This is a genomic window from Bradyrhizobium sp. (assembly GCF_036009065.1).
In the GTDB taxonomy this organism is placed as follows: domain Bacteria; phylum Pseudomonadota; class Alphaproteobacteria; order Rhizobiales; family Xanthobacteraceae; genus Bradyrhizobium.
Genome location: NZ_DASYMN010000105.1, coordinates 1 through 20,154, shown reverse-complemented (window position 1 = coordinate 20,154; position 20,154 = coordinate 1). Strand labels below are relative to the sequence as shown.

Here is a 20,154-nt window from a genome sequence, read left to right as displayed (position 1 = left end):
CGCGTGATGGACGCAGCGCGACTTCGCGCCGGCCTGCCGCCATTTCTCAGCTTCGCAGGGGTCGTCGCAGTAGGCATCAGCCTTGCCGCTTCCCCCGGAACGGACGGGCTGTTCGGCGCGTTCCTTGGCCTGCTGATGCTCGCGGTCGCGATCACCGACTCCCGCCGCTACGTCATTCCCAACGAACTCACGGCGGCGGCGTTGGCGCTGGCGCTGCTGCGCGCCGGCAGCCTCGGACCGGACGCGGACTGGGCCGGTGCGGGGTGGGCGGCGCTGCGGGCCGCTGCGATCAGCGTGCCGCTGCTGGCGCTGATGATGGTCTACCGGCGCTGGCGCGGCCGTGACGGGCTCGGGCTCGGCGACATAAAACTCGCCGCGGTCGCGGGGGCGTGGCTTGGCTGGACGACGGTCTTTGCCGTGATGGAACTCGCCACGCTTTCGGCGCTCGGCGCTTACGTCGTGAACGCATATTTGCGCAAGCGCCCAATGAAAGCGACGGCTTTTCTTCCGTTTGGGCTGTTCCTGGCGCCAGCGATCTGGATCGGCTGGCTGATCGAGGCCCTGGTCGGGTAGAGGAACCCGTAGGATGGGTTGAGCGGAAGCGAAACCCGTCACGGCGTCGGAGCAATGATGGGTATCGCTTTCGCTCCACCCATCCCTACAAGCAGTTCACCGCTCGCGGGTCGGCACCCATTCCAGCGCGCGCAGGCGGGCGCGGGCGATTTCGCCGCGCGTCATCTTGGTGGTCACGGCGTCGCGCAGGCGCGCGCGCGCTTCTCGGGCTTGTCTCGGCGCGGCGGCAGTGGACAGGTTCAGCCATTTGTTGGCCTCGACGATATCCTGCGGCACGCCCTGTCCCTTGTCGTAGAGCAGACCCAGCGAATACTGCGCCAAGGTGTCGCCCTGCTCCGCCGCGCGGCGGTACCACATCGCCGCCTCGGTATAATTGCGCGGAACGCCGCGGCCGGTCTCGAACATGAAGCCGAGATAGCTCTGCGCTGCCGGGTCGCCCTGCTCGGCCAGCGGAAAGAAATTTTGCGCCGCCAACAGATAATCCTGGCGGTTGAAGGCCGACACGCCCTGCCGGAATGTCGCCGCCTCGGCAAAATCGCCGGCCGAAACCGCTAGCGCTGCCGCGGCAGCCGCAGCAAGGAACGCGCGCCTCATGCGACCGGCCATGGGCCCGCGGCCGGGCGGGGTCGTCTTATCGGGGCCGAATGCTTGATCGCGACTGTTGCTCATCGTCATCCCCGTCTGCCGGTCATCCGGTGGCCAGCCTAATCGCGCGGGCCGGGGAAATCCATACGCTGCGCACGGGGCGCAACGTTAACGATAAAAAGAAAGCCCCGGGCGAATGCCCGAGGCTTCCGTTCCGTCATTTTCCCGACCGGGATGAGCAAGGTCCTTGTTACTGCTGGTTGCGATCCGTCGAGGCTACACCAACGGCTGGGGCCGTCCCCGGCGCAGTATTGAGGAAAATCCGGTTGTTCCCGAACGACTGGGTAGTTCCGGTTATTCCAGTCGAGTTGAAGGAAATTTCATTATTGGAGAGGTGCATCACTCCGTTGCTTTGAATACCCGTGACATTTCCCGAGATCAGGGCGCCCTCCACTCCGATCTGAGAACCAACGTCACCCTCAACACCGGCCGTGGTGTTGCCGGCGAATACCGACCGGGCGATGCTGACGTTGTTGCCGGTGGCTGTGGAAACACCAAAGCCATTGTTGATCGAATGGACGTTCTCGATGTTGGCGTTGTTTGGCGCCGCGCCGCCGACGCCGATCCCGCTCCCGGTGTTGTTTCTGATCACCGAGTTTCTGATAAACAGCTTGCCTCCGGTGGTGGTTCTAGTGTCATTGATGCCCTGCTGCGAGAAGTCGGAGATCACGCTGTCCTCGACGGTGACCATCAAGGCTTGCAAAATGCTGATGCCCCGGATGCCCGTTCGCGTGCCGACCGTGCCCGACAGGCCGCCGCCGTATATGCTGAGGCCACGCAGCCGCACCGACCTGAACGGGTCGTTGGCGTTGACGGCGATGTTGATGGTGACGCCGGTGGTACCGCTCGCCAGAATCGATCCGTGGACGCTCCTGCAATCGATGGTGATGGATTTTGTGATGTTCAAAGTGCCAAAGCCGCCCGAATCGAGGCAGTCGATCTCACCGTTGATAGCCGTCTTCGAAATCGCGCCGGCGAAAGTCTGGCATGGCGCGGTGCGGCTGCAGGGGTTGGCGTCACTGCCCACTCCCGAAACCCAGGTGCGGGTCGCCTGGGCGTGAGCCGGCGCCGATAATGCAAAAAGTGCGAGTGTCGTTCCGGCGAGCGCCAGCAGTTTTGATTTGTTATGCATACTAAACCTCCCGATTGAATTTGAGAACTATCGTGTCGGTGAGAACTCACCGAAAAACGTCGCGCAAGCGTGCAGAACGCAATCTTAGGTCGGCAGATTGACCCGACTTCAAGCCACGGGCGAAACCCGCGCAACAGGCCCAAAAAGGCGGCCTGCAGGTTGGTCGCAGTTGAAATTGTTAGGTTCACAACCCGCGTCAACCCGCCGCAGCGTTGCATACGCAGCGCTCCGATGATCGCGCGGGCTTCACCCGCACATCGGGAGAATCATACCGCTCGGCCAACCACAATCCGGCTGCCGCCTGCCGGCCACTTCATGCCGGCCAGTGTCATGCGAACCTCCGCGCGCAGGATCGCCGTGAAAATGCTGTTGAGGTGACGACTCACCGCGAATTCGCGCTCGATATCGTCATCGTGCTTGGCGTGCCGGCTCTTCAGACGGCTTGCCACCATCAGCGGAAGCAGCAGGGCGGTGAATGAGGAGGAATACAAGACCTCGAAGCCATTACGGCGAAGCTTCGCTTCCAGTTCGCCGCGGCGGTAACGTCGCTGATGATACGCCACATCGTCGGCACGGCTCCACAGCCATGGATGCTGCGGCACCGCGATGACGGTGCCTCCTCCCGATTGGGTAGCTGCGCGCAGCCCGCGCAAAACCGTTTCGTCGTCCGCGATATGTTCGATCACGTCAAACGCGCCGGTAAGATCGAACACGCCCGAGGCCGGAATATTGCGTGCATCCATCTGCACGAATTCCACTCCGGCCGGCAGACGTCGTCGCGCGTGTACCAGCCCGGACGGATGCAATTCGGAGCCGACCATCCGCTCCCACGCTCGCGATTGGGCGATGGCACGAAGTACGGCGCCATTGCCGCAGCCGATTTCAAGAAACCGCCGCGCGTCCGGAAAAAATTTTGTTATGAGACCAACGATGAGTTCATTGCGGCCGACGAACCAGAAATGCTCGGCTTCGACTTTCGAAAGCGCCTCGAAAGCTTGAGGGTCCATTCCGCTGATCGTATCGGCAAGCTCCGGCGCGAACATTGGAATCCCTCCGCTCTGCCCGACGACATGCCCGCACCCGAAACATCGCCAGCCAGGCGGCCAAACCGGTTCATTCGCGGCGACCGGTTCGACTGCATTGCAAGCGAGGCATCGGCGTCCGGATATGCCCATACCGTTCATGTTTTATCTGCGCTTGGCGCGCTCCCCATAGAGTTTCATGCTCTACTACGTGCGAAGTTGCCATGTTGAGTAGAGAAGATGGGCGACAGGCCTAACTGATTTGCCCGTTCCCTCACTATCCCATCGACCTGGCAGGTCTTCGATTTCATCTTCCCGCGTCATCAACCAAGGTATAGTAAATAACGGCTATGGGTAGTGCTGCATTGCGATCCCGCCTTTCCCTCGTCAAGGCCGTGCATTTCGACGGAGTAATCAACCGAAATGCGCTGTTAATCTATACCGTGTGGTTTTTTGCGCTCATCCATCCGTTCTGGCTGTTCGGCGAGATCATCGCTCCCTATCAATTGGTCTCGGAGATCCGAGGGCCGGAAGTATCGGACCCAGCCCATATCCAGAACATCAAATTTGCTGATTATTGGCACGCCTACATTCCCGAAATTCGCGACCAGCTGCAGGCACCCCGGTCAGGCTGGCTGGCACTTTGGACAAGCCCTAATGAGCTCGGCAGGCCGATTCTTCACGATTGTTTTAGTGCGGCCTACGCACCAACCTGGCTGCTCCTGAAAATCACCAACAGCCCTTTCCAGCTGCTTACCGTGCTGTCGCTCGGCACCTGTTTTCTTACCGGATTGTTCGTGCTGTTGCTGTGCAGGGAGATGTCGCTGCAACCGGTTGCGGGGCTGATTGCCGGAGCAAGCGTCGCAGCATCGCCGTTGATGCTGTACTGGCTGACGTTTCCCATGTTTCCATCGGTAATTTGCTGGTCCGCCGGGTTGCTCTACGCCATGACGCGCTTGGCAAAAAATGTCGACCCCATCGGCTGCGCCGTTCTTGCATTCAGTTCCTACAGTCTGTTGATGACGGCTTACCAGCAGGCCATCATATTCCAGGCATACGTATTGACGGGCTATCTGTTGCGGCTGGCTTATCGCCGCTGGCAGTCGATGGGGACGGCTTCGTCAGCCCGGTATCTCGGCATCGTTGTTTCGTCCGGCGTCAGCGGAATTCTGCTGGCCTTGCCCGGTTACGTTGACCTCGCCGAGGCCGCCGCGAATTCATCCCGTGCAGCTCCAGACATAGCGTTCTTTCTGTCGGCTCTTCCAACAATAGATTCCGTCCCGGCGCTGATACGCATGTTCTCGATCAGCACTTTCCCGGAGATAACCGAAAATCCGGTTTCGCCGGCATATCCCTTTCCTTATAACGGATTGAGCATCACGCCCTTAATTCTCTTTCTCGCATTTTTTGGCCTGTTGCGATGTTTCCGTGAAACCTGGGGGTGGTGGCTCGCCATCGTCCTGATATGCGCTTTTACGTTCATTCATCCGCTTTACGCGTTTGCCGTACGATACATGGCTTTCAACCTGTCGCGCGGCGCGCCGCTGGGCACGATCATTCTGCCCTTGACCATCGTCGCGGCGCATAGCGTGAATGCAATGGCGGCGCGATTTCCCTCCAGAACCATCACCGTGACTTTGGCGATATTGGCGACGGTGGTTTGTTTCGCTGTCGCGTTTGGCTTCTACTGGACGGCCGGGCTTAACATCAGATGGAACATCGTTCTTGCAACGCTCGTGGTGATTTGCCTTCTCGCGCTGCAAGTCAGTTCGTTTCGGCCTGCTTTCCTGATCGCGGCGTTGGCTGTAGTGGGCGCTACTATTTCTTTTCCCTTGATGCTCCGGCAACCGGCGGCGCAGCCGGTGCCCTCGCCCGTGGTGGACAGGATCATCGCGGCAACGGGCTCCGGCTCGCGGTTTGCGATAGCCGCTCCGGGGCCTGGTGTGCTGCCTCCCAATCTGAACGACATTTTCGATGTCGCTTCGGTTCACAGTTACGACAGTTTGTCTTCCCGCCGATATCAGGCGCTGATCCGCGATCTCGGAGGCGAAACGCAGACCTATGGACGATTGAATACGATGATTTCGCCTGACTACGACAGCCAGGCATTCTGGATGAGCAACATCGGTCTGATGATTTCGCCAAAACCACTCGACCATCCCAATCTGCAAGATATCGGCGCCGATGGAGAATTTCACTTCTATCGTGTTCTCAACCGCATGGGCTGCTGCCTGCAGACAGCTCTATCCGACAAGGTCGATGCAGGTCGGATCGACATACTCGATCGAAAAGCGGCCCGGACAACTCCGTTGAAAACCAGGGACGAAGGGGATCTGCTGGAATTCGAAGTCCGGGGCGGGCAAAGTTCAATCCTGGTGCTGAGCCAGCAGTATCACCGGCATTGGCAGGCAGTTGCCCGGACTCCCTCGGGATGGGTTGAAGCGCCCACCCTTCCCGTCAACGGCGCGTTTCAAGGCATCCGGCTTCCCGCCGAAACGCAGACCGTTCGGCTTCAGTTCCTTCCTTTCGTACGTTTTGCATGGATCGCTCACGTGTTCTTGGCGTTCGGTTTGTTGATTCTCGTGGTGCAGGCAATACACCGCCGGCAAGGCTGGAACCGCGAAGGCCGACGCTAGTAAAAAAATCCCGGGCAGTGGTTGCCCGGGATGCTGTTTTTTTCCTGTGCGCCCGCCAACCGGCAAGGCATGCCGGTGCAGTTGTTATTGCTGGGCAGGGACGGCCGCGACCAGAGCTGTGCCGGGCGAGGTATTGCCGGAAATCCGGTTGTTGCCGTACGTTTGGCCGCCCGTCGAGGAGACCCCTGTGGTATTAAATGAGATGTCCGAGTTGGACAGCCGAACCGTGCCGTTGGCCTGGACACCAATTCCGTTATTGCTGATCGCGGTATCGGTCACGTTCGCCTGAGCACCACCATCCGTCTCGATCCCCGAATTCGAGTTGCCGGAGAACACCGACCGCCTGATCAGGATGCTGTTTCCGGTCGTGGTAGACATCCCGAACAGATTGTTGATCGAGGACACGTTCTCGATCTCCGTGACGCTTCCGTTTGTCGCGCCGAGGCCGATACCGCTTCCTGTATTATGACTGATGACCGAATTCCGGATGAACAGCTTGGTATTGCCGGCGGTGCGTGAATCGAGAATGCCCTGCTGGCTGAAGTTGCTGATCACGGAGTCCTCGATAGACACCGCGGCCCCGGCCAGGATGCGGATGCCGATGGTACCGGGGGAGGCGGTCTGGTTGATGCCCGTGAGGTGGATGCCCCTGATGCTCACATTGTGGGTCGCGCCGGCGTTGATCGTGATGCCGGGACCGCCTGAGACGAGGATCGATCCCATCGTGTAGCCGCAGCTCAGCGTCATCGCCTTGATCAAGGTCACGCCGCCGAAGCCGCCCGGATCCAGGCAATTGATTTCGCCGCCGGTGGCAGTCTTCGAAATCGCGCCAGCGAAGGTCTTGCAGGGCGCGGTGCGGCTGCAGGGATTGACGTCGTCACCGACGCCGGAGACCCAGGTGCGGGTCGCTTGAGCGCTGGCCGGGGCCGACGCCAGCAATGGAACGAAGCATCCAGTAGCAATAGCGAGTAAAGCAATGCGACGCATGATCTACCTCCTTGTGTGCGCTGAGATTCGCTCAGCCGTGCCAAAATCACGATGGTAGGCTTGGTTCTTAAGTCGGGAACGGTCGCCGCGGCGACATTGCATCAATGAATGTCTGGAAAAGTCTGCCCCAACCCTACCCGGTTCGTTCGCTTGTAGTTTGTTATTTTACGCGTATTACGACAGAGAAACTCCAAACAGCAAAAAAATTGCAAGAAATCAAGACGGAACTGCAAATTTAGCTGAGCGGTGGCGCCAGATAGAATGCTGCTTGGATAGGTCGGGAAAATCCAGCAGAGGTTCAATATCGAATTGGTTTTTTCCGATCGTTGAAATGGTGAAAATGGACGACACGTTGCGTGAGACAACGATGAAACTCCACTACATCAGATTGCAGCGGGAACGCCTGATAGTTCGCACCGCATTTGCGGCTGCGGCGTAATTGGCCTATGAAAATTCGGCCCGCTGTATCGCTTGCAGGGGAGCGATGTAAGGTGCTGCAAAGCAAGACGTTTTACGTAGCCATCGGGATGGAACTCAAAGAGGAACGATGCACGCGCGCGAGTTGATAGCAGAGGTTTTGCGCAGCAAGACTCCGGTTCCGTCGGGTGACGTGCCGCTGGCGCAGATCGACGGATGGGATTCGCTGAAGGGCGTCCGGCTCGTATTGCGGCTTGAAGAAATCGTTGGGCGTGAGCTGTCGGAAAGTGACATCGAGAAGTTGCAATCGGTCGACGATATCGATCGTTTGCTGAAAGCTGCCTGAAGTCCATGGCGCTGACGGACGATCAGTGGGTTGTCATATCGGGAGCCGGCGGCGCGCTCGGCAGCGCGCTCGCATCGCATTTCGCTTCCCGAGGCCGTCGGGTGCTCGGCCTCGACCGGACGTTTGACGGAGCGGCGCCGGCGCCGGGTGTGATGGCAAGCACCGTCGATCTTCTGGTGGAGGCCGAGGTGCGGCAGGCGCTCGCCGACATTATCCAGGCAAACGAGGGCATCGCGCTGCTGGTCAATGCCGTCGGCCTGATCTGGAATGAACCGGTACTGGCATTGCGCGGCACGAAGTTCGCCACCCACAGCCTTGAGACATGGCGCAAGGTGACAGATGCCAATCTCACCGCGCCGTTTGTCGTCGCCACGCAAGTCGCAGCCCGCATGGTCCGGCGCGGTGGCGGATCGATTGTCAACTTTTCCTCGATCGCAAGCCGGGGCAATGCCGGTCAGGCCGCGTATGGCGCGGCAAAAGCCGGCATCGAGGGCCTCACCCGCACCATGGCCGTCGAGTTGGGGCCGCTTGGCGTACGCGTCAACGCCGTTGCGCTCGGCTTCATCGATGTCCCCACAACCAGGACCGCAGTCGCAGAAGAACGGCTCCAGGCCTACGCGCGGAACACTCCGCTTGGCCGTCTCGGTCGGGTCGAAGACGTCATCGGCGCGATCGAATTTCTCGCAGCCAATGCGTTCGCCAACGGCACGATCGTGAAGTTGGACGGAGGCCTGCGCCTCTGATGAGCAATTTGTGGAACGCGTTCGCCGCGCATGCCGATACCGATGCCGCAGCCCCGGCATTGATCTTCGGCGACGGCATCACTTCGTTCGGAGAATTGCGGATACTTGCGCTGCACTGCGCGGCGGCGCTGGCCGCGCGCGGCGTCGCGCACGGCGATGTGGTAGCCCTGCAATTGCCCAAGCGCCGCATTGCGTATGCGTTGCTGCTGGCATGCCTGCGACTCGGCGCGCCCTATGTATTTCTCGATCCGAACAATCCGCCTGAGCGCAGCGCGCGGATGGTCGACCGGCTCCGTCCGAAGATTCTGTTCAGTGAAACCGGGGCGCCGAATCGCTTCGGCATGGCGCTGACCCTTTCGAAGGAAGATAGCGAAGGCTGGATCGCGGGATTCGATCGCGCCGCAGGCGATGACAGCCCATCGACCGTCACCGGTGGCGATCCGGCCTACATCATGTTCACGTCTGGCTCTACCGGAGAGCCGAAGGGCGCCGTCATCCCGCATCGTGGTGTCTTGAGCTTGATGAAATGGGCGCGCGACATGCTGCGCGCTTCGCCGCGCGAGCGTTTCACCGGCGTCAATCCGCTGCATTTCGACAATTCGGTGTTCGATATCTATTGCGGATTGCTCAACGGCGCGGCCTTGCTGCCGGTCGAGACATCCGAAATCACCAACCCGGCGAGCTGGGTCAAAACCATTCGTACGGGCAAAGCGACGGTGATGTTCGCGGTGCCGACCTTGTTTCTGATTCTCGACCAGCTTGGTTTGCTGACGCCGCAGGCGTTACCCGACATCCGGACGTTTCAGTTCGGCGGCGAGGGTTATCCGGTCGGCAAGCTGCGCGATTTCCATGCCCGCTTTTCGGGACGCGCCCGCCTCGTCAACGTCTATGGCCCCACTGAAACCAGTTGCATCTGCTCAAGCATCGAAATCACGCCACAAACCTTGACCGCCTCGGACGACGAATTCCCTCCGCTCGGAGCAATGCACCCTGATTTCACCTACGCGGTGCTGGACGATCGGCAGGCGCCCCTGCCCCGCGGGCAGGCCGGGGAATTATGGATCGGCGGTCCCTGCGTCGGGTTGGGCTATTATGCCGATCTCAAGGAGACCGCGGCGCGTTTTTGTCAGGATCCGCGGCAGGACAAAACCCGCGCGATCTACTATCGTTCCGGCGATCGCGTGCGCGAGGATGAGCATGGGCGTCTGTGGTTTCAGGGCCGGGTCGACAATCAGGTGAAAATCCGCGGCCATCGCATCGAGCTCGAAGAGATCGATCTGGCGGTGCAGAGCGTTCCCGACGTTCGGCGCGCCGTCGCGGTGGTGCTTGCGGGCGCCGACGGCGGCGAAATCGCCGTGGCCTACATGGCCGACCGCGCCGTGGTTGCAGAAGAAGTGTTTGCACTTTGCAGGGAGAAGCTTCCGGCCTATATGCGGCCGGCGCGGGCGGTTCAGTTCGATGAACTGCCGCGCAATGCCAATGGAAAAATCGACCGCAACGCGGCCAAAGCGCTTCTGGAGCAGGCGGATCAGCGATGAGGCTCTCAGTCGTCACCACGCTCTACAAATCGGCGACCTATGTCGAGGAATTTTATCGGCGCGCGTCGGAAGCAGCCCGACGCATTACCGACGACTACGAGATCGTGATGGTCGATGACGGCTCGCCCGACAATTCGCTCGCCATCGCCTGTGCGCTCGCAAGCACAGACGGCCGCCTCCGCGTGGTCGAACTGTCGCGCAATTTCGGCCATCACAAGGCCCTGATGACCGGGCTCGACCATGCCAGCGGCGAGCTTTGTTTCCTGATCGACAGCGACCTCGAGGAGGATCCGGCGCTGCTCGGCGCCTTTCTGGACAGGATGCAGTCGACCGGCTGCGATGTCGCATACGGATTTCAGCAAACCCGCAAAGGCGGCATGGTGGAAAGCGCCGGCGGCAGAATCGCCTGGTATTTGATCAACAAGCTCTATTCCATCGATATTCCCGCCAATCATTGCACGGTCCGGCTGATGCGGCGTGAATACGTCGATGCACTGCTGCTGCACCGGGAAAGCAACGTGGTCATCGGCGGCCTGTGGGTGATCACCGGATTCCGCCAAGTCGGAATTGCCATTGCGAAAGGTCACCGCAAGGAGAGCAGTTACTCGACGCTGTTGCGTCTCGCCAGCTTCCTCAACGGCATCACCTCGTTCAGCACCGTTCCGCTGCATCTCATGGTCGCGTTCGGGATGATCGTGTCGTGCGTGTCCTTTGCACTCGGCGTTTTTGTCATTCTGGAAAAATTCATTCGCAACACCGCGGTAGGGTGGGCTTCGCTGATTGTGTCGATCTGGTTTGTCGGCGGGATTATCGTGTTCTGTCTCGGCGTGATCGGAATCTACATCTCACGAATCTTCGTCGAGACCAAAAATCGGCCGTACACGATCGTGCGGCGCGTTCACAGCATCCGGTCTCCCGCACAACGCCTTGACTCCAACCCCGGCCGGGAACCAGCCTCGACCGATGCAATGTAGGCCGCCGCAGATGTCCGCCAGTACGCCGATTGAAAGTGGAAATGTCCTGCTGGAGAAGCAAACGCCGCTTACGGCAGCGGACAAGAAACTGTTCGCCTATTTCGGGGTCGATGCGAAAATCCTTCCCCCATTTAGAATTCTGAATCCGCAAAATATCGTTATCGGGGATGTCACGGCAATTCGCGAAGGATGTCATATCAATGCGTTCGCCGACCTTTCGTTTCTCATCAACTATATCGATCCAAGATACCGGCAGGACTTCGAGCGATCCGGCTATATCTACAAGTCGCGTATCGAAATTGGCCGTGAAAACCAGATTGGGCGGTTCGCGTTCCTGTCATGCACGTCTTCCATTACGCTGGAAGACAATGTTCTGGTGTCGGAGCGCGTCTATATCGGCGACAACAACCATGGCTTCAGTCATCCCCAGGTGCCTATCATGCAGCAACCCAACGGCCGCGGCCAGCCGATAACCATAGGCAAAGGTTCGTGGATCGGCGCCGGCGCGGCTGTCCTTATGGGAACGCGCGTGGGCCGCAACAGCGTGATCGGGGCCAATAGCGTTTGCCGCGGCGGAGACTATCCCTCGCATTCGGTGATCGGCCCGGACTCTGCCAAGCTTCTCTATCGGCGCTTTGAAAACAATGAATGATCGGCTGAGCCAGCATTACGACGAATTTTATCGTAAGCGAAATCCGATCCACGTCTATCCCGTGGAGTTCGTCGTCCGAGCGTTTCTCGGCAACTATCCGAGACACAAGACCGACCCTTCCGCTTATATCGGCAAGAAAGCGCTCGATATCGGCTTCGGCGACGGGCGTAATATGCCGCTGCTTCAGAACCTCGGCATGCGTGTGTACGGGGTTGAGATTTCAGATGAAATCTGCAAGCTGGCGACATCTCGAATGGATAGGCTCGGGGTCGAAATCACCGCCTGCGTCGGACGAAACCACGATATTCCCTTCGCCGCAGCCTTCTTCGATTATGTCGTCGCATGTCATGCCTGCTATTACGTCGATCCGGGAACTCGTTTCGAGGATAACGCCCGCGAAATTTCGCGTGTTCTCAAGTCAGGCGGTTCTTTCGTGTTCTCTGCACCAAAGGCAACAAGCTATATCCTTCGCAATGCCCGCGATCTCGGAGACGGCCATATGGAAGTCACCAATGATCCCTACGGCCTTCGCAACGGCAGCATTCTGAAAAAATTCGACCGGGAGTCTGATATCGAAGCCGCACTTGCGCCGGCTTTCAAAGATTTCGCGATCGGCTCGTGTCAAAACGATTTCTGGGGTATCGAAGAACATGTATGGACCGTCGTCTGCCGCAAAGCGTGATGAAGGGCAAATGATGAAACCTTTGGCCGTTCAACATTATTGCGCACCTCAATCGCACGCGCCGCTGCGTCTGGAACAAGATTGTCTTGTTTCCACCGATGGCGGTCGTTTTTCCATCGAGAACGGCGTGCCCAATCTGCTGTGGCCTCCCGAGCTGAGCGAGATCGAAGCACGAACGAAAAACGAATACGACCGCGTGGCGGAGCGGATCTATGATGCCGCCTTGAACTGGCAGTTCGCCGCTCTTTACGAGGACGAGGAGACGGTCCGCGAACTGATGGTCAATATGATCGACCCGAAGCCCGGCGCACGTATCCTCGAAGTGGGTTGCGGTACCGGGCGGGACAGCTTCCGTCTGGCGCGCAGACTGGATGCTTCGGGTGAGCTGTTTCTGCAGGATTTGTCTTCCGGGATGGTTCATACCTGCGTCAGGCGGATGAGCGAATATGACCGCGAGATGCACTTTCGCTGCGGCCTGCATTATTCGATCTCAAACGCAACCTACCTGCCGTTTCCGTCAGACTTCTTCGATGCCGTCTTTCATTTCGGCGGCTTCAATGAATTTTCCGACGGCAAGAAAACCGCCGAGGAGTTTGCCCGTGTCGTCAAGCCGGGCGGCACGGTTCTGTTTGGCGACGAATCAGTCGGCCCGTGGCTACGCGACGTCGATTTCGGCAAGATCGTCACGACCAACAATCCGCTTTTTGCGCACAAGCTGCCTCTGGAAAGCCTTCCCGTTTCCGCGCGCGAGGTGAATATCCGATGGATCATGGCGAACTGCTTCTACGTGATCACATTCAAAAAGGGTGATGGACCACCGCCGCTCGCTCTCGATCTGGCTCATCAAGGCTGGCGCGGCGGCACGATGAGGTCGAGATATTACGGCGTGATGGAAGGCGTCACGCCGGAAGCCAAGGAGCTTGCGAGACAGGCCGCCGCCAGCGAAGGGATCAGCGTTCACGAGTGGCTCGACCGTCTGGTCCGCAGCCAGGCGTCGCGGGACATCGCAACCAAAAGCCGCGACGCATGAGCAAGGTCATCCTTTTCGGTATCGGACGCGGTGCGGACGTGGCGTTCCGCTTTCTCAAGCGCGACAGCGAGCATGAAGTCTGCGGTTTTGCCGCCGATGGCAAATATCTTGACCGCGACAGCTTTCACGATCTTCCCGTTGTGGCTTTCGAGAATATCGAGCGGCGATTTCCGCCGGAGCAGTACAAGCTCCTGATACTCATGGGGTATCAGAAGATGAATGGCTTGCGCGCGGAAAAATATCTGTCAGCCAAAGAGAAAGGCTACGGATTCATAAGTTATGTAAATTCCCACTTCTATCGCGCGGAAGATCTCAACGTCGGGGAGAACTGCTTTATCATGGACAACCAGTCGATCTCACTCGACGTCAAGATCGGCAACAATGTGGTGATGTGGTCCAGCAATCACATCGGCGATCTGAGCACCATCGGAGATCATAGCTGGCTCGCGTCGCACGTCACGGTGGCCGCCGACGTCGATGTGCAGCCCTATTGTTTTCTCGGCATTGGCGCGACCGTCGGCAACAAGCTGACGCTTGGCCAGCGCACATTCATAGGCGCCAATGCGCTGGTCGCCTCCAGCACCACAGAAAATAGCGTTCATGTGTCGACGTCGCAAGCGATCGATCTCGATAGCAGCGCGTTCATGCGCGTGATGATGGCGAAGGGCAAACTGTGAGCTGGCGCAAGCTTGGCCATATCTACGCGCCTGACGGCAGCCTGCCGTGGGCACGATCCTATGCCGCGAATCCCGTCGCCGAACATATCGAAGGCGATCTTTTCCGAATTTACTTCAGCTCCCGCGATGAACAGAACCGGTCGAGCATAGGATTTGTCGAGATCGACATCAACAAGCCCGCAAAAATCTTGCGGGTCGCCGACCGGCCGGTTCTGACGCCGGGCGATCTTGCCATGTTCGATGACAGCGGCGCATCGATCGGATGCATCGTCAAGGCCGGCGACAAACGATTTCTCTACTACATGGGCTGGCATCTGACCGTTTCGGTGCCGTGGCAAAATGCGATCGGTCTCGCCGTCAGCGAGCAGCCGAACGGTCCGTTCGTGCGGCACGCGCGATTTCCCGTTATGCCGCTGGACGAAACCGATCCCTATACGATCTCGTACCCGTGGGTTTTCTGCGACAACGGCAAGTTTCGCATGTGGTATGGCTCCAACATCGCCTGGGGGCCGGTCAAGGAAGACATGCGGCACCTCATCAAATACGCGGACTCGGACGACGGCATTCACTGGGTGCGCAACGACCGGATCGCCATCGATTTTTCAGGCCCGGAAGAATATGCGATTTGCAAACCCTGCGTCATGAGGGACGCCGACGGCTACAAGATGTGGTTTTGCGCGCGCGGCAAGGCCTATCGCATCTATTACGCGGAGTCCGGTGACGGTATAAACTGGCGCCGCCGGGCTGAACCTGATCTTTCGGTGTCGGAATCGGGGTGGGATTCCGAGATGGTGGAGTATCCTTTTGTGTTCGATCACGGCGGCGCGCGGTACATCTTGTACGCGGGTAACGCATTCGGTCGAACCGGGTTCGGCCTCGCGGTCCGCGCCCTGTAGCCCGCTGCGTCTTGCCGCCCATCGAAGCCGGCTCGATTGCCCCAAGGGCAATTTCCTGCTGTACAATGGCAACGCTTATGGAGAAGACGGGTTCGGCGCCGCGCGCATCGGATAGACCTTACCCACGCCTTCAATTCGTCGAAACCCCGGAGCTGTCTCGAATGGCCTTCCCGCGCGCCTCAAAAGCCCTGTCCCGCTTCACCGTGCTCGATCTCACCCGCGTTCGCGCCGGGCCGACCTGCGTGCGGCAACTGGCGGACTGGGGCGCCAACGTCATCAAGATCGATGCGCTGCTGGAGGACGCCGGCGGCGAGCAGCAGGGCGGCCCGCGCCGCGGTTCCGATTTCCAGAATTTGCACCGCAACAAGCGGGCGATGACGCTCAACCTGAAAGATGCCAGGGGACTGGAGGTGTTCCAGCGCCTCGCCAAGCAGGCCGACGTGATCGTCGAGAATTTTCGGCCCGACGTGAAGAACAAGCTCGGCATCGACTATGAGAGCGTGCGCAAGATCAATCCGAAGATCGTCTATGGCAGCATCTCCGGCTTCGGCCAGGACGGCCCTTATCACAAGCGCCCCGGCTTCGATCAGATCGCGCAGGGCATGGGCGGGCTGATGTCGATCACCGGCGCGCCCGGCGAAGGCCCGATGCGGGTCGGCATTCCCGTGGCCGACCTCACCGCCGGATTGTTCTGCGCCATGGGCATTCTCACGGCGCTGCTGGAACGCGAGGTGTCGGGCGAAGGCCAGTGGGTGCAGACTTCGCTCTTGCAAGCGCAGATTTTCATGCTGGATTTCCAGGCCGCACGATGGCTGATGGAAAAAGACCTGCCGAAACAGGCCGGCAACAACCACCCGACCAGCATTCCCACCGGCGTGTTCAAGACCTCGGACGGCTACATCAATATCGCGACCACCGGGGGGCGGATCTGGGAGCGTTGCGCGCAGGCGATCGGCGCGCCGGAGCTTGCGACCAACCCCGACTACGCCACAGCACCTGCGCGCTCCAAGAACCGCGACGCGCTCAATGCCGAGATCGGCAAATTCACCGTGACAAAATCCACCGATACCTGGGTCAGGGAGCTCAACGCGGCCGGCGTGCCGTGCGGGCCGATCTATTCGGTCGACCAGATGTTCGAGGACGATCAGGTCAAACATCTCGGCATCGCGCAGGACGTGCCCAATGCGGAGAACCGCCACATCCGCCTGGTCGGCCAGCCGGTGACGCTATCGCGCACCCCGAGCAAGATGGCGGCGCGGCCGCCGGAATTCGGCGAGCAGACCGACGAGGTGCTCGCGGAGTTCGGATTTGGCGCGGACGAGATTGCGAAATTGCGAAATGCCAAGGTGGTGTAGCACCACCGCCCTTGCGAGGAGCACTTGCGACGAAGCAATCCAGACTGATTAAGCCGAACTGGATGCTTCGCTTCGCTCGCAATGGCTGATCGACCGATTGATCCGACGGATTGAGCAATGCAACGCCTGCGGTTGCAAAATGTGCGGTGTTGCAGGTTACCATCGTCAGACCGTGAACCGGCGCGGTCGCTGCGATAAGCGCGTCGCGCTCCGAGTGCGGATTCGGCACGTGGAGGCGCGCACAACGTTGCACGACGGCGATGTCGACCGGCAGGATACGACCTTCGAAGCGGGTGAGAATCTGTCCGTCTATACATGCTCGGAAGACGGCTCCCTGGGCGGGATCTTTTCGTGCGAGTCGAAGCGCCCCAATCTCGATTTCCAGAATGGAAATTACGGAGAGGAAGAAACGAGCGAAGGGAATTGAGCCGGCCCAAGCGGCGACACTGCGATTCCCGCGCTCCGACGGCCTCAGTTCGGAAATCACATTGGTATCGAGCAGGAACATCAGCCGAAATCGGTCAGCTTGACAGGCCGTCGACGCGGGGCAGATCAACATCGAAGTCGCATTTCAGCGCAGCCTGTAACGCAGCAAGCCCGGGAAATCGGGGCTTGTTGGGCGTCCAATGCAACGATCGACCAATATTTTGCGACGACCGCCAGTCCGCCGAAGCGGTAGGTTCAGGCCGACGTACCGCCACCGATATCAGGCAAATTCCAGGCTACTAGCCGGAACCGACAGGGCAATGAGGCGCAGCGAAGGGCGTGTCGCCTAACTCAGGATTTGCTCCAGACCGTCGTCCTGAACTCGACAGGTTGCGGCATCACATCCGGTTCGTTGGTCGCCGTGCGCAAGGTTGCGGAGGCAAGACCTTCGGCAGTGACTTCTCTTGGCACCCCCTTGGGGTCTACCGCAAGAACGCCGACCACCTCGACCGGCGCTTCCAGAAGATATTCGTCGGCAAGGTCCGCCTGCCCGGTGATCGTCGAGCGGATGAACTGCGGCGTCCAATCCTCGGGCAATCCCTTCACCGCCATATATTCATCATCCGGAATCGATTGCGCATGCCAGCGGATTTGCTCCACGATCTTCTGCGGCGAGAACGAAGGAGGTTTCCCGGCGGCGGCCATCACCAGCGGGCCGAGCGGGCACATATGTTCGCAGATCGCAACGATATCGGCGAAATCACGGGCTTTCCGTCTACTGGCCGCCGCCAATATCTTATTTACCGCGAGGTCCGACTGGTGCAGACGCAGGCCCCATTGCTCATCTTTGACCAGCGGAAAAAAGCGGAGCTTCGTCTCGCTCATCCATTGAATCATCGTCGATGAAAGATCATCGGATACAGTCGCTTCGAACAGGCCATAGGTCTTGACGTCGACCGAGACACGGAAGCCGCCCGATTCCAGATCGGCGATATCCTTCAGCGCGGCGAGCGAGACTTCTTCGTCCGTATCGTGGAAGATATCGATGTCGTCGGAACGGCGCGGCCAGTTCAAGTTGAGAATGACGCCGCCGGCAAGATAGCTCGTCTCGGAACGGTTCGAAGCAAGCCGCTGCATGATCCGCATCTGAAGGTCAGTCAAGGCCATCAGAGCGATCCGGCTTGAGCAAGAATTTCGCGACCGAGCACGAACGCTCGTGCGTCACCCCGCTCCATCAACGCCCGCGCAACGACTCCGGCGCGGGCGCGCAAACCTGGAACGCGATCAAGATCGACATTACCGAGCACGCGCGCGCCGTAGAGCGACAGCGCGCGATCACACAGCCTGCGCAGTTCCTTACTATCGCGATGCTCGGACCGAAGCTTGGCGGCCAGACGCAAAACATCCTCCCGCGCGGACGGCGGAACAAGGACCTCCACCCTCACAAGATCGGCGGCCCCGCCGGAGCTATGGTATTTCTCGATGCGTTTGCGAACCGACATTGGATTTCCTGTTATACATCAGTATAATGTGCGTATCCCGGATACGCAACAGGAGCATTCGGTTACGGCGGCTTCGCTAGCCCTCTACCTTCGTCGGCCGCCACAGCCGGCCGACGCCAGCAAAGGCCCTGTCTATCACCGGCCAGAACAGCAGCACGATCGCCAGCGTGGTGATCGAGCCGACCAGGCCGTTCGACCAGAACACCTTGATGGTGCCGCCGGAGCCGATCATCGACAGCCGGAACGCGTCCTCGGCGCGGCTGCCGAGCACCAGTGCCAATGTGAACGGCGCCAGCGGAATGCCGACCTTTTTGAACACGTAGCCGACCACGCCGAAGCCGAGCATCAGCCAGATGTCGAACATCGCGTTCTGGATGGCGTAGGCGCCGATCGCGCAGGACACCACGATCATCGGCGCCACCGCGGCGAACGGCACCCTCAGGATCGAGGCGAAGATCGGCACCGTGGTCAGCACCAGTACCAGGCCGACCACGTTGCCGAGATACATCGACGCGATCAGGCCCCAGACAAAGTCCTTGTGCTCGACGAACAGCAGCGGTCCGGGATTGAGCCCCCACACCATCAGCCCGCCAAGCAGGATCGCCGCGGTGCCCGAGCCGGGAATGCCGAGCGCCAGCATCGGCAGCAGCGCCGCGGTACCGGAAGCATGCGCCGCGGTTTCCGGCGCGAACACGCCCTCGATCCGACCCTTGCCGAAACTTTCCGGATCCTTGGAAAAGCGTTTTGCCAGATTGTAGCCCATGAACGATGCCGCGATGGCGCCGCCGGGCGTGATGCCGAGCCAGCAGCCGATGAAGGACGAGCGCAGCAGCGTGATCCAGTATTTCGGCAGATCGCGCCATACCTTCAGCACCACGCGCAGGCTAATCGCCGCGGCATGGCCGCGCAGCGCCAGGCGCTCTTCCATGGTCAACAGAATTTCGCTGATGCCGAACAGGCCGATCACCGCGACCAGGAAGTTGATGCCACGCAGCAACTCACTGGAGCCGAAGGTCATGCGCAACTGTCCGGACACGGTGTCCATGCCGACGCCGGCCAGCAGCAGCCCGAGCGACATCGAGATGATGGTCTTGTGCTTGGCCTCGCGGCCAAGCCCGACGAAGGAGCAGAACGTCAGCAGATACACCGAGAAGAATTCCGGCGGGCCGAATTTCAACGCAAAGGACGAGATCATCGGCGCCAGGAACGTGATCAGCAGCACCGCGACCAGCGAGCCGATGAACGAGGAGGTGAACGCGGCGGTGAGCGCTTCGGCCGCCCTGCCCTGCTGCGCCATTGGATAGCCGTCGAAGGTGGTCGCGACCGACCACGCTTCTCCGGGGATGTTGAACAGGATCGAGGTGATGGCGCCGCCGAACAGCGCGCCCCAGTAGATGCACGACAGCATCACGATCGCCGAGGTCGGGTCCATGGTGAAGGTCAGCGGCAGCAGGATCGCCACGCCGTTCGGACCGCCGAGCCCCGGCAGCACGCCGACGAAAATCCCGAGCACCAGCCCGACCATCATCAGCGCCAGCGTCTTCCAGGTCAGCAGCACGGCGAAACCGTGCATCAACAGGCCGAAGGCTTCCATTATGCGCCCCAAATCCCGCCCGGTGCTCCGTCACCCTGAGGTGCTCGGCGCGTAGCGCCGAGCCTCGAAGGGCGGCAGCCCGGATCACGCATCCTTCGCGGCTCGCAGCTTCGCTGCGAGCACCTCAGGATGACGCCGTGGTTGTTGACCGACTTCATGATGGCCCTATCGCCCCAACGCCGCTTCCAGCGGCCCTTTCGGCATGATGACGTCGAAGGCGATATCGAAGGTCACGAACATGATGGCCGTGAACACGAAAGCCGTGAGCAGCGATTTCCACAGCGCGATCTTGCCGACGATCCGCATGAAGGCGGCGATCAACAGAAA

Annotated in this window: 20 protein-coding genes and 2 pseudogenes; 13 read left to right on the top strand and 9 right to left on the bottom strand. The window is 60.0% G+C overall.

What is annotated here, in order from left to right:
* The first annotated feature begins 6 nt into the window (after positions 1-6).
* Entirely contained in the window at positions 7-573 is a 567-nt protein-coding gene (locus VGP39_RS06630) for an A24 family peptidase (protein WP_327567305.1), read from the top strand.
* A gap of 96 nt (positions 574-669) precedes the next feature.
* Here VGP39_RS06630 and VGP39_RS06625 read toward each other — a convergent pair whose 3' ends face one another.
* From VGP39_RS06625 to VGP39_RS06615, 3 genes are all read right to left on the bottom strand, one after another.
* Complete coding sequence (locus VGP39_RS06625; RefSeq protein ID WP_327567304.1) at positions 670-1,167, bottom strand: tetratricopeptide repeat protein; 498 nt, start codon at positions 1,165-1,167, stop codon at positions 670-672.
* 241 nt (positions 1,168-1,408) lie between these two features.
* A complete protein-coding gene (locus tag VGP39_RS06620) occupies positions 1,409-2,350 on the bottom strand; it encodes a hypothetical protein (RefSeq protein WP_327567303.1) in 942 nt (313 codons plus the stop codon).
* A 266-nt stretch (positions 2,351-2,616) separates the two neighbouring features.
* Complete coding sequence (locus VGP39_RS06615; RefSeq protein ID WP_327567311.1) at positions 2,617-3,231, bottom strand: class I SAM-dependent methyltransferase; 615 nt, start codon at positions 3,229-3,231, stop codon at positions 2,617-2,619.
* Here VGP39_RS06615 and VGP39_RS06610 point away from each other — a divergent pair.
* Both VGP39_RS06610 and VGP39_RS06605 read left to right on the top strand, forming a co-directional pair.
* Positions 3,190-3,603: a hypothetical protein gene (locus VGP39_RS06610; RefSeq protein ID WP_327567312.1), complete on the top strand. Its 414-nt coding sequence runs from the start codon at positions 3,190-3,192 to the stop codon at positions 3,601-3,603. The two genes, VGP39_RS06615 and VGP39_RS06610, sit on opposite strands and share 42 nt — an antisense overlap.
* A 119-nt stretch (positions 3,604-3,722) precedes the next feature.
* On the top strand, positions 3,723-6,008 hold the full coding sequence (locus VGP39_RS06605; RefSeq protein ID WP_327567302.1) for a hypothetical protein: 2,286 nt from the start codon (positions 3,723-3,725) through the stop codon (positions 6,006-6,008).
* 84 nt (positions 6,009-6,092) lie between these two features.
* On the opposite strand, the gene VGP39_RS06600 is transcribed toward VGP39_RS06605, so the two are convergent.
* Positions 6,093-6,995 (bottom strand): right-handed parallel beta-helix repeat-containing protein, encoded by a 903-nt coding sequence (locus VGP39_RS06600; RefSeq protein ID WP_327567301.1) that lies wholly within the window; start codon positions 6,993-6,995, stop codon positions 6,093-6,095.
* A 547-nt stretch (positions 6,996-7,542) separates the two neighbouring features.
* Between VGP39_RS06600 and VGP39_RS06595 the strand changes: the two genes are divergently transcribed.
* The 10 genes from VGP39_RS06595 (at position 7,543) to VGP39_RS06550 (ending at position 16,305) form a co-directional block, all read left to right on the top strand.
* Positions 7,543-7,758 (top strand): acyl carrier protein, encoded by a 216-nt coding sequence (locus VGP39_RS06595; protein WP_327567300.1) that lies wholly within the window; start codon positions 7,543-7,545, stop codon positions 7,756-7,758.
* A 5-nt stretch (positions 7,759-7,763) separates the two neighbouring features.
* Complete coding sequence (locus VGP39_RS06590; RefSeq protein WP_327567299.1) at positions 7,764-8,501, top strand: SDR family oxidoreductase; 738 nt, start codon at positions 7,764-7,766, stop codon at positions 8,499-8,501.
* Entirely contained in the window at positions 8,501-10,039 is a 1,539-nt protein-coding gene (locus tag VGP39_RS06585) for an amino acid adenylation domain-containing protein (protein ID WP_327567298.1), read from the top strand. The genes VGP39_RS06590 and VGP39_RS06585 overlap by 1 nt, the downstream gene beginning before the upstream one ends.
* On the top strand, positions 10,036-11,013 hold the full coding sequence (locus VGP39_RS06580; protein ID WP_327567297.1) for a glycosyltransferase family 2 protein: 978 nt from the start codon (positions 10,036-10,038) through the stop codon (positions 11,011-11,013). The genes VGP39_RS06585 and VGP39_RS06580 overlap by 4 nt, the downstream gene beginning before the upstream one ends.
* Before the next feature lie 10 nt (positions 11,014-11,023).
* Positions 11,024-11,665, top strand: coding sequence for an acyltransferase (locus VGP39_RS06575; protein ID WP_327567296.1), 642 nt, complete (start codon positions 11,024-11,026; stop codon positions 11,663-11,665).
* Entirely contained in the window at positions 11,658-12,347 is a 690-nt protein-coding gene (locus VGP39_RS06570; RefSeq protein WP_327567295.1) for a class I SAM-dependent methyltransferase, read from the top strand. The genes VGP39_RS06575 and VGP39_RS06570 overlap by 8 nt, the downstream gene beginning before the upstream one ends.
* 10 nt (positions 12,348-12,357) lie before the next feature.
* The gene (locus VGP39_RS06565) at positions 12,358-13,377 is read left to right on the top strand and encodes a class I SAM-dependent methyltransferase (protein ID WP_327567294.1); all 1,020 of its coding nucleotides are present in this window, start codon (positions 12,358-12,360) and stop codon (positions 13,375-13,377) included.
* Positions 13,374-14,054, top strand: coding sequence for an acetyltransferase (locus VGP39_RS06560; protein ID WP_327567293.1), 681 nt, complete (start codon positions 13,374-13,376; stop codon positions 14,052-14,054). Before VGP39_RS06565 ends, VGP39_RS06560 begins: the two co-directional genes overlap by 4 nt.
* Complete coding sequence (locus tag VGP39_RS06555) at positions 14,051-14,950, top strand: hypothetical protein (RefSeq protein WP_327567292.1); 900 nt, start codon at positions 14,051-14,053, stop codon at positions 14,948-14,950. Before VGP39_RS06560 ends, VGP39_RS06555 begins: the two co-directional genes overlap by 4 nt.
* A gap of 161 nt (positions 14,951-15,111) precedes the next feature.
* Positions 15,112-16,305, top strand: coding sequence for a CoA transferase (locus VGP39_RS06550; protein WP_327567291.1), 1,194 nt, complete (start codon positions 15,112-15,114; stop codon positions 16,303-16,305).
* A 199-nt stretch (positions 16,306-16,504) separates the two neighbouring features.
* Here VGP39_RS06550 and VGP39_RS06545 read toward each other — a convergent pair.
* From VGP39_RS06545 to VGP39_RS06525, 5 genes and pseudogenes are all read right to left on the bottom strand, one after another.
* A pseudogene (locus VGP39_RS06545) lies at positions 16,505-16,813 on the bottom strand (PIN domain-containing protein); the annotation flags it as partial.
* 269 nt (positions 16,814-17,082) lie between these two features.
* A complete protein-coding gene (locus VGP39_RS06540) occupies positions 17,083-17,877 on the bottom strand; it encodes a hypothetical protein (RefSeq protein WP_327567290.1) in 795 nt (264 codons plus the stop codon).
* A gap of 20 nt (positions 17,878-17,897) precedes the next feature.
* Positions 17,898-18,131, bottom strand: a complete 234-nt coding sequence (locus VGP39_RS06535) for a hypothetical protein (protein WP_327567289.1) — start codon at positions 18,129-18,131, stop codon at positions 17,898-17,900.
* A 178-nt stretch (positions 18,132-18,309) separates the two neighbouring features.
* Positions 18,310-19,827, bottom strand: coding sequence for a tripartite tricarboxylate transporter permease (locus VGP39_RS06530; RefSeq protein ID WP_327567288.1), 1,518 nt, complete (start codon positions 19,825-19,827; stop codon positions 18,310-18,312).
* Positions 19,828-19,992: 165 nt separating this feature from the next.
* A pseudogene (locus VGP39_RS06525) lies at positions 19,993-20,154 on the bottom strand (tripartite tricarboxylate transporter TctB family protein); the annotation flags it as partial.